Source organism: Actinomycetota bacterium (assembly GCA_030776725.1).
Lineage (GTDB): Bacteria > Actinomycetota > Nitriliruptoria > Nitriliruptorales > JAHWKO01 > JAHWKW01.
The window spans coordinates 1-7,260 of sequence record JALYHG010000254.1; the positions used below are offsets into that span (position 1 = coordinate 1).

Here is a 7,260-nt window from a genome sequence, read left to right on the forward strand (position 1 = left end):
GGGGCGGGGCGCGGAAGAAGAACGGTTTGCGCGGGTCGTGCCACGGTGAGCCACGGTCGGAGATGCAGCACTCGAGGTTGACAGCGACGATGTCGGCTTCGTTGAAGACCGCGACCACGGCCGCGTCGAACAGCTCGCTCGGCCCGACGTCCGCCAGCCGTTCGGCGACCTTCCGGCCGAGCATGGTGTCGCCCGCCAGCGCGATCGTGGTCATCGGCCCCCTCGCCCCGATCCACCCGCGACCGTACGGCGCAGGAAGGCCGTGGCGGCGCTCTGTACCCGGTCCGAGCGGGTGGTCGGTGTCGCGGGCCGGTGGCCGCCCGGTTGCGGAACCGGTCGGCGTCGTCTTGCTTAGGACGCAGGAGACAGGAGCAGACCGTGGCCGACGCTGACCGCTTCAGCCCCGACGAGGCGCCGCCGACCGACGGCGAGGGCCAGACCGGACAGCCCGACGCCGAACAGACGCCTGCGCAGCGTTTCGTCGACCGCGACACGTCGCCTCAGGAGGAGGTCGAGCACCCCACGCGACTGATGCGCATCGCGCATATGGTGCGCAGCATGCTCGACGAGGTCCGCGCAACCGAGCTCGACGAGGCCGGCCGCGAACGTCTCGCGGAGATCCACGATCAGGCGATCGCGTCGCTGAAGGAGATCGTGTCGGAGGACCTGGGCGCGGAACTGGAGGAGATGAGCCTGCTACCCGACGGGACACCCAGTGGCTCGGAGCTGCGGGTGGCCCAGGCGCAGCTGGCCGGCTGGCTCGAGGGCCTGTTCCGCGGTATCCAGGCGAGCATGGCCACCCAGGAGCAGCTGCAGCAGTTGGCACAGCTCCAGCGCCGGCAAGCGATCGAAGGGGGCGGCCGCCAGGGAGGTGCCGGCCAGTACCTGTAGCGCTCGCCGTGGCGGTCGCTGTCGCGCCGCCGAGAGCACGCGGTCGCCGCTGCACACCACCGGGCGGCCCGTCGAGGACCAGGAGGATCCCGTGCCCAACGTGCACCAGTTCGACCCGCGCGAGGACATCCGTGAGGACGAGGTGTACGTCGTCGCCCGCTGCCTGTGCGGCTGGGAGGGGAACGCCTTCCCGCAGTCAGAGCAGGGGTACGAGGACGCCGAGGTGGAGTTCGTCCACCACCAGGACGCCTCGCGTCACGGACTGACCTGACGGTCGGGGCGTTGCACAGCCAGGCCGGGCGGGGGCGGGCGGCCTACCTGCCGGCGTCCTCACGCACCACCGCCGTCGCGTCCACCTCCTCCGGCGAGGACAGGATCTTCAGCACCCGGTACTCCGAGGCGCGCCGCAGCTGCTCCACGCCCCGTTCGAACTCGCGCCGCTGGCTGTCCAGGACGTCGCGCCCAACGCGGCGGTCGCCGCGGCCCTCGTCCCGGGCGACACAGATCTCGAACGGCAGGTCGAACACGACCGCGACCGCCGGCACGTCGTACTTGGCGGCCAAGCCCAGGTAGCGCCGACGCTGATCGCGGGTCAGGTTGGTGGCGTCGACGACCGTCAGACGGCGCCGCTTCAGCCGTTTGTCGAGGATGAAGGTCAGCAGCGAGAACGCGTCACCGGTGGCGGCCTGGTCCGTGGGATCGTCGGCGACCAGGGCCCGGCAGCGATCGGAGGAGACGATCTCGGTCGACGTGAAGTGTCGCTCGGCGAACGTCGACTTCCCGCACCCGGCGATCCCGACCAGCAGGATCACCGACGGGTCGGGGACCCGAAGGGCCACCGTGGCCGCTTCCGGGGCGCGTGACGGTCGGGAGGCGTCGGCGTCCGCCGTCACGCGGCCGCGACAGCGTCGAGGAGCGAGCCGAGGTTGGCGCCCCGCGCTGGATGACGCAGTTTGGCCAGCGCCTCCTGCTCGAGCTGGCGGATCCGCTCGCGGCTCAACCCGTACTCCTGGGCGATCTCGTCCAGGGTCCGTGTATCGCCGTCCACGAAGCCGTACCGCAGCTCGAGGATGGCGCGCTCGCGCTCGGTCAGGCCGGTCAAGGCCCGGGCGAGGCGCGAGCGAGCGTCGCCCGCCGAGGCGGTGCGCTCGGGGTCGGCGGTGTCCGTGTCGGGAACGAGGTCTCCCATGCTGGCATCCCCGTCCTCACCGACGGGGCGGTCCAGCGAAGTCAGGTCCTGCAGGACCTCCCGGACGTCGCCGATCCGGGCGAGATCGACCGAGGTCCGTGCCGAGATCTCCTCGTCCGTGGGATCGCGGCCGAGCTCGTTGCGCAGGTCGATCTCGGCTCGGCGCAGCTTCGCCGACAGCTCCCACACGTGGGCCGGGACCCGGATGGTGCGGGCCTTGTCCGCGAACCCGCGCTGCAGCGCCTGACGGATCCACCACACCGCGTACGTCGAGAACTTGTAGCCCTTGGTGTGGTCGAACTTCTCGACGGCGCGGATCAGCCCGAGGTTTCCCTCCTGGATCAACTCGATGAAGTCGATCCCGCGACCGATCCACTTCTTGGCCTGCGGCACGACCAGTCGGAGGTTGGCGCGGACCATGTGTTCCTTGGAGCGTTCCCCGTCACGGCGGATCGCGTGCAGCCGGGCACGCTGGCGGGGGGTGAGACGGCCAGCGCCGTCCAGCATCGCGGCGGCGGCGAGGCCCGCCTGGTACCGCTTGGCGAGGTCCTGCTCACGCTCGGCGTCGAGCAGCTGAGTCCGCCCGGCCAGGTCCAGGTACTGGCGGACGGGATCGCCGGACATCGACATCCGGACCTCGCCCGAGGGCTCCTCGTCCCCCGAGACATCGTCGACGACCTCGACGTCGCGGTCGCGTGCCAACGCCGCGACCTCGTCCGCCCAGGAACCGTCCGCGTCCAGCGCGGAGCGCAGCTCCTCGAGTTCGGACACCAGGAGGTAGCCGCGCTCCGCGGCGCGGTCGAGCAGCTCGACGACGGCGGCGTCGGACGCCACGAGCTCGGTGACAGGCACGGGCGCGTCCCTTCGGTGTCGTGAGGCCACCCCCAGTTGTCGGCACAGGGGTGGACATCCTGTAACGCTTCACGCGCCCCGCATCATCCCGCTGCGGAGCGCCGCCCGGCCGCGCCGTACTCGCCGACCACGGCGTCGGACAGCGCAGGCCACGCGTCGACCGCCCACGGCCCGAACTCGCGGTCGACCAAGCAGGCACACGCCAGACCGGCCTCGGGATCGACCCACAGGAACGAACCACTCCGGCCGAAGTGTCCGAACGTCGCTGAGGAGTTGGAAGTTCCCGTCCAGTGCGGGTGCTTGTCATCGCGTCGCTCGAACCCCAGCCCCCAGTCGTTGGGGTCCTGGCGTCCGAACCCCGGCAACACGCCCGACCGGCCGGGGAACGCCACGCTGGTGGCACGGGCGAACAGGTCGCGGCCGACCAGGGTCGGGGTGAGGAACTCCCGGCCGAGCGCCAGCAGGTCGGTCAGCGGTCCGCGTGCGCCATGCGCGGTGGAGCCGGCCACGACGGTTGCGTCCATCTGCAGCGGCTCGAGGACGTTGTCAGCGACGAGCTCGCCGAACGACATGCCGGTGCGGTCGCCCAGGACCCGTCCCAACACCTCGAAGCCCGCGCTCGAGTAGATGCGCCGCTCCCCCGGCCGGGCGACCGGATCCTCGCCGCGGAGTGGGAGACCGGACGTGTGCGCCAGCAGGTGCGCGACCGTCGCGCCCTCCGGTCCGGCGCGATCGTCGAGACCGATGGTGCCCTGGTCGACGACGACCAGGACGGTGTAGGCGGTCAACAGCTTGGTGACCGACGCCCACGGGAACACCTGACCGCTCGGGCCGACCGTCTCCAGGATCGCGTCGGCGTCCGCCGCGCCGACGGCCGCCTCGTCGACCGGCCAGTCGCGGACCCGATCGAGCGCTCCCATCCGTCAGCCGGCGACGCGCCCCGCGATCTCGTCCTCGTACTCGGGGAAGTACTGCGGGATGTCCGACAGCGCGAAGCTGCTCAGGATCTGCTCCTTCGGTTCTCGCTCGAGCAGGAACCGGACCGACTCGCGCACCAGGTCCTGCAGGGCGACGTCTCCGGCGCCCAGCTGGTCGGCGTAGCCGTCTGGGACGGTCACCTCGTGTTCGGATCGGCCGGCGTCGTCCTCGATACCGACACGGAAGAGCCGGTTGCCGGCCGGGGTCACGTCGATCTTCGCCATGTGGTCCTCCTGTCACTGGCGACCGTAACGCCTGGGCTGGTCGACCGCGCCGGTCGTGTGCCCGCGCCGGTGCACCGCCGCGGCGGCCGCGAGCCCCGACGCGTTGATCGCCCAGTGGGCCAGCGCTGGAGCGACGAGCGAGGCGCTCGCCAGCCGCAGCACGCACAGGCCCACCCCGCCAACCGTCGTCACGACGACCGCGCCGGCGACCCCCAGCACGGTCCGGGCAGGGTCGGTGATGCGGTTGGTGCGAAGCGTCGGGATGGTCGGCCCGATGTGCCACAAGCCGAACGCGACGCTGGATGCCACCACCGCCCTGGTGGTCGCCAGCGGGCCAGCGAACGCGGCGAGGAGCACGCCGCGGAAGGCGACCTCCTCCAACACGACGGTCCCCAACGGGATGCGCACGAGGATGTGCCAGGACAACGTCGTCGGGCTCATGTCGGCGGCGCGCTGATCGGCGAGCGCCCGGCGGATCGACCGGTGCCGGCGTGACAGGCCGAGCAGCGTGGCGAACGCCGCGGCGGCTGCGGCTGCGACACCCAGGCCGGCCGCCAGCCCTGCAGCCGGGTCGTCGCCCACGATCGACGCCGGTGCGAGCCCCGTCGCCACCGCCCAGGCCGCCAGCCCGGCGGCGACAGCCAGGTTGGTCGGCACGTACCAGCGGGCGGGAAGAGGCAGCAGGTTCGCCACGGTGTTGTACGCCACGAGCGCAGCAGCCACGATCACCGGAGCGAGCATCCCGGCAGACGATACGGGCCGCGCGACGGGCGGCGTGGGACCGGCTAGCGCCTCGGGCGTCGGCCGCTACGGTCGTCGGGGGATCACCACGCGCCCAAGCGGGGATCACCACGCGCCACCAACGACCGGGGCGGCGATGACCCACGACACGCTCGACAGCCGGGCGCACCCGCTGGACGACGCCGCCATCGCAGCGCTGGCGGAGCGGCTCGCGGGTTCGCGCTACGTGCTCCTCGGGGAGGCCACGCACGGCACCCACGAGTTCTACGATCTGCGCGCCGATCTCACCCGGCGACTGATCGCCGACCACGGCTTCCACGCCGTGGCTCTGGAGGCGGACTGGCCTGACGCCGCCCGGCTCGACGGGTACGTCCGTCACCGCTCCGACGACGCCGACCCGCGAGCGGCACTGGGCGACTTCACCCGGTTCCCGACGTGGATGTGGCGGAACACGGTGGTCGCCGGCTTCGCTGCGTGGCTCCGCGAGCACAACGCCGACCGCGACGTCCCGACCGGGATCTACGGGATGGATCTGTACAGCCTGTTCACCTCGATCGAGGAGGTGCTGCGCTACCTCGACGCGGTCGACCCCGAAGCCGCGGAGCGCGCCCGGCTCCGCTACGACTGCTTCGACCACGTCGGGGTGGATGGTCAGCGGTACGGGCACGCCATCGCGGTGGCGGGCCAGGAACCGTGCGAGGCCGACGTCGTCGAGCAACTCGTGGAGCTGCGCCGCAACGCTCACGCCTACGTCGGTTCTGACGGGCAGCCCCGTGAAGATGCGTTCTTCGATGCCGAACAGAACGCGCGCCTGGTGGCCGACGCGGAGCGGTACTACCGGGCGATGTTCCGCGGCCGCGACGACTCGTGGAACCTGCGCGACACGCACATGGCCGACACCGTCGACGCGTTGGCCGAACACCACGCGAGTCGCGTGGGTGAGCCTCGGATCGCGGTGTGGGCACACAACTCCCACCTCGGCGACGCCCGTGCGACCGAGATGGGCCGACGCCGCGGTCAGATCAACGTCGGGCAGCTGCTGCGCGAACGCCATCCCGGGCAGGTCACCGCAGTGGGGTTCACGACCCACCGTGGCCACGTCACCGCAGCGTCGCAGTGGGACGGCCCGATGCTGCGTCAACGGGTCCGCGACGCGCTCCCCGACAGCCACGAAGCTGTCCTGCACGAGGTCGCCGCCGACCGGTTCTGGCTGGACATGCACGACCCGGACGTGGCGGCCACGTTCGGCGAGCCGCGGCTGGAACGCGCGATCGGGGTGGTCTACCGGCCCGAGACCGAGCGGATCAGCCACTACTTCAGCGCGCAGCTGCCGTCACAGTTCGACGTGGTGATCCACATCGACGAGACGACCGCTTTGCAGCCCCTCGACCCGACCAGCGCCTGGGAGTCGGGGAAGGTCCCCGACACCTACCCGTGGGCGGTGTGACGTCGGTCGGGGCGTCAGCGCGCGGGGCGGCGCGACCGACCGCGAGTGCGAGCAGGCGCCGGTCCGGCACGACCCCACGGCTCGGGGCCGCGGCGGTCACTCGAGCCGGTCGGCCAGCTCCTCCGCCAGCTGCTGCTTGGTCATCGACGAGCGGCCGGGGATGTCGGCCTGTTGTGCCTGGTCGTACAGGTCGTCCTTGGTGTCGTGCATCAAGCCGCCCAGGGCGCCTTCGCGGATGACGTCGGCGATGCGCTGCAGATCGGCGACGAACGCCTGCCGTGCGGCGTGACGGTCCTCATCGGACGGGGCGCGCAGGATCGACGAGGGATGCACGGTGGCGGTGACCAGCGCGCCGTTGGGGCCGGGGTGGAGCTCCCCCCGCTGCCTGGTCACCCGGAACGACGACCCCAGCAGTGCCTTGGCGGCGGTGGCACCCAGCGCGACGATCACCTTGGGATGCACCGCCTCGACCTCGGCGTCGAGCCACGGGCGGCAGGCCTCGATCTCTTCCCGGTTGGGGGTCTGGTGGAGACGCTTCCGTCCGCGCTGCTTCCACTTGAAGTGCTTCACGACGTTGGTGACGAACGTCTGCGTGCGGTCGATCCCCACCCGCTCCAACGCGCGGTCGAGTTCGCGTCCCGCGGGACCGACGAAGGGGGCACCCTCGCGATCCTCCTGGTCGCCGGGCTGCTCGCCGACGAACATGACGTCGGCGTCCCGCCCGCCGTCACCGAACACGGTCTGGGTCGCGTCGCGGTACAGGCCGCAGCCCTTGCAGTCGGCCGCGGCCTCCTGGAGAGCGGGCAGGTCCCGCGATGCGGGTACGTACGCAGCGGCGCTGGACGCCTCACCGTCCATGGCGACCTCCCTGGGACGTCGATGGCGACCCTACGGCGGCGTCGCCGCAGAGACGGACCGACGTTCGACCGACCCGGGAC

General features: G+C 71.7%; 9 protein-coding genes and 1 pseudogene. 3 read left to right on the plus strand and 7 right to left on the minus strand.

Translation table 11 applies throughout. The features are described from left to right. Nucleotides 1-214 (minus strand): CapA family protein (locus M3N57_12305; GenBank protein ID MDP9023452.1); only part of this gene is annotated, 214 nt, incomplete at its 3' end. 164 nt (nt 215-378) lie between these two features. On the opposite strand from M3N57_12305, the gene M3N57_12310 reads away from it, so the two are divergent. Next, entirely contained in the window at nt 379-891 is a 513-nt protein-coding gene (locus tag M3N57_12310) for a bacterial proteasome activator family protein (GenBank protein ID MDP9023453.1), read from the plus strand. A 91-nt stretch (nt 892-982) separates the two neighbouring features. After that, a complete protein-coding gene (locus tag M3N57_12315) occupies nt 983-1,162 on the plus strand; it encodes a hypothetical protein (GenBank protein ID MDP9023454.1) in 180 nt (59 codons plus the stop codon). Between the two features lie 43 nt (nt 1,163-1,205). On the opposite strand, the gene M3N57_12320 is transcribed toward M3N57_12315, so the two are convergent. The 5 genes from M3N57_12320 to M3N57_12340 form a co-directional block, all read right to left on the minus strand. Further along, entirely contained in the window at nt 1,206-1,784 is a 579-nt protein-coding gene (locus M3N57_12320; protein ID MDP9023455.1) for an AAA family ATPase, read from the minus strand. Then, complete coding sequence (locus tag M3N57_12325; protein MDP9023456.1) at nt 1,781-2,932, minus strand: sigma-70 family RNA polymerase sigma factor; 1,152 nt, start codon at nt 2,930-2,932, stop codon at nt 1,781-1,783. The genes M3N57_12320 and M3N57_12325 overlap by 4 nt, the downstream gene beginning before the upstream one ends. A gap of 83 nt (nt 2,933-3,015) precedes the next feature. Further along, a complete protein-coding gene (locus M3N57_12330; GenBank protein MDP9023457.1) occupies nt 3,016-3,852 on the minus strand; it encodes a beta-lactamase family protein in 837 nt (278 codons plus the stop codon). Between the two features lie 3 nt (nt 3,853-3,855). Beyond that, on the minus strand, nt 3,856-4,134 hold the full coding sequence (locus M3N57_12335) for a hypothetical protein (GenBank protein ID MDP9023458.1): 279 nt from the start codon (nt 4,132-4,134) through the stop codon (nt 3,856-3,858). A 12-nt stretch (nt 4,135-4,146) separates the two neighbouring features. Further along, nucleotides 4,147-4,875 (minus strand): CPBP family intramembrane metalloprotease, encoded by a 729-nt coding sequence (locus M3N57_12340; protein ID MDP9023459.1) that lies wholly within the window; start codon nt 4,873-4,875, stop codon nt 4,147-4,149. 136 nt (nt 4,876-5,011) lie between these two features. On the opposite strand from M3N57_12340, the gene M3N57_12345 reads away from it, so the two are divergent. Further along, the gene (locus tag M3N57_12345) at nt 5,012-6,322 is read left to right on the plus strand and encodes an erythromycin esterase family protein (GenBank protein ID MDP9023460.1); all 1,311 of its coding nucleotides are present in this window, start codon (nt 5,012-5,014) and stop codon (nt 6,320-6,322) included. Nucleotides 6,323-6,556: 234 nt separating this feature from the next. Here the strand turns inward: M3N57_12345 and M3N57_12350 are convergent. Next, a pseudogene (locus tag M3N57_12350) lies at nt 6,557-7,180 on the minus strand (UdgX family uracil-DNA binding protein). Nucleotides 7,181-7,260: the final 80 nt, after the last annotated feature.

Coding starts and splice junctions, on each gene's coding strand:
- M3N57_12330 (MDP9023457.1), bottom strand. CDS start 3,852: ATGGGAGCGCTCGATCGGGTCCGCGACTGGCCGGTCGACGAGGCGGCC.
- M3N57_12335 (MDP9023458.1), bottom strand. CDS start 4,134: ATGGCGAAGATCGACGTGACCCCGGCCGGCAACCGGCTCTTCCGTGTC.
- M3N57_12340 (MDP9023459.1), bottom strand. CDS start 4,875: ATGCTCGCTCCGGTGATCGTGGCTGCTGCGCTCGTGGCGTACAACACC.
- M3N57_12345 (MDP9023460.1), top strand. CDS start 5,012: ATGACCCACGACACGCTCGACAGCCGGGCGCACCCGCTGGACGACGCC.